The organism is Streptomyces sp. AC627_RSS907 (assembly GCF_019049165.1).
The window spans coordinates 1-670 of record NZ_JAGMUE010000338.1 but is presented as its reverse complement, the minus strand read 5'-3'; the positions used below and the strand labels follow the sequence as shown (position 1 = coordinate 670).

The 670-nt window shown below is 74.5% G+C and carries 1 protein-coding gene; it reads right to left on the bottom strand.

Annotated features, from left to right (window positions below):
* Positions 1 to 553, bottom strand: a 553-nt coding sequence (locus KUM32_RS35605; protein WP_308408805.1) for a TetR/AcrR family transcriptional regulator C-terminal domain-containing protein, incomplete at its 3' end; no start/stop codon positions are given.
* Positions 554 to 670: the final 117 nt, after the last annotated feature.

Below are 670 nucleotides of genomic sequence, written 5' to 3'. Positions count from 1 at the left end.
GGCGTTCCTCGTCCGTGATGTGCAGGGCCGTCTCGGACGCGGCCGAGCCCATCACGTGGTTGTAGAGCGCCCAGGTCGCGGCGGACAGGCCCTTATCGGTGAAGCCCGCGCGCACCAGCGTGGCCTGGAGGATCTCCATCCAGGCCAGGAAGTGCGGGCCGATGGTCGGCCGGCGGCGGGCGGGGACCGCGGCGGCCCACGGGTGACGTAGCAGCGCGGCGCGCCACGCGGTCAGCACGGCGGTCGCGTCGGCCCGCCAGTCCCCGGTCCGGTCCGCGGCCGGGGGCACCTCGCCGAAGATCGCGTCCACGGCGAGGTCGATGACGTCGTCCTTCGTGTCGACGTGCCAGTACAGCGACGGGGCCATGACGGCGAGGCGTTCCGCGAGCCGTCGCATGGTGAGCCGGTCGATGCCCTCCTCGTCGAGCAGGGCGACGGCGGCCTCGACGATGCGCGCGCGGGACAGCGGGGGCTCGCCGCGCGAGGTGCGCCGGGGCCGCAGCCACACGCTCCGTACGTCCCCGCCGCCGCGCTGGCCGCGCGCTTCACCCACGGTGTCCCACTTTCGTCCGACGCCCAGACGCGCTGGGTCGTTCCGCTGTCCCCACCGGTCCCGCTGCCGCATCGGTCGCGCTATCGCACTGGTCCCGCTGTCCCACCGCTTCCGCTT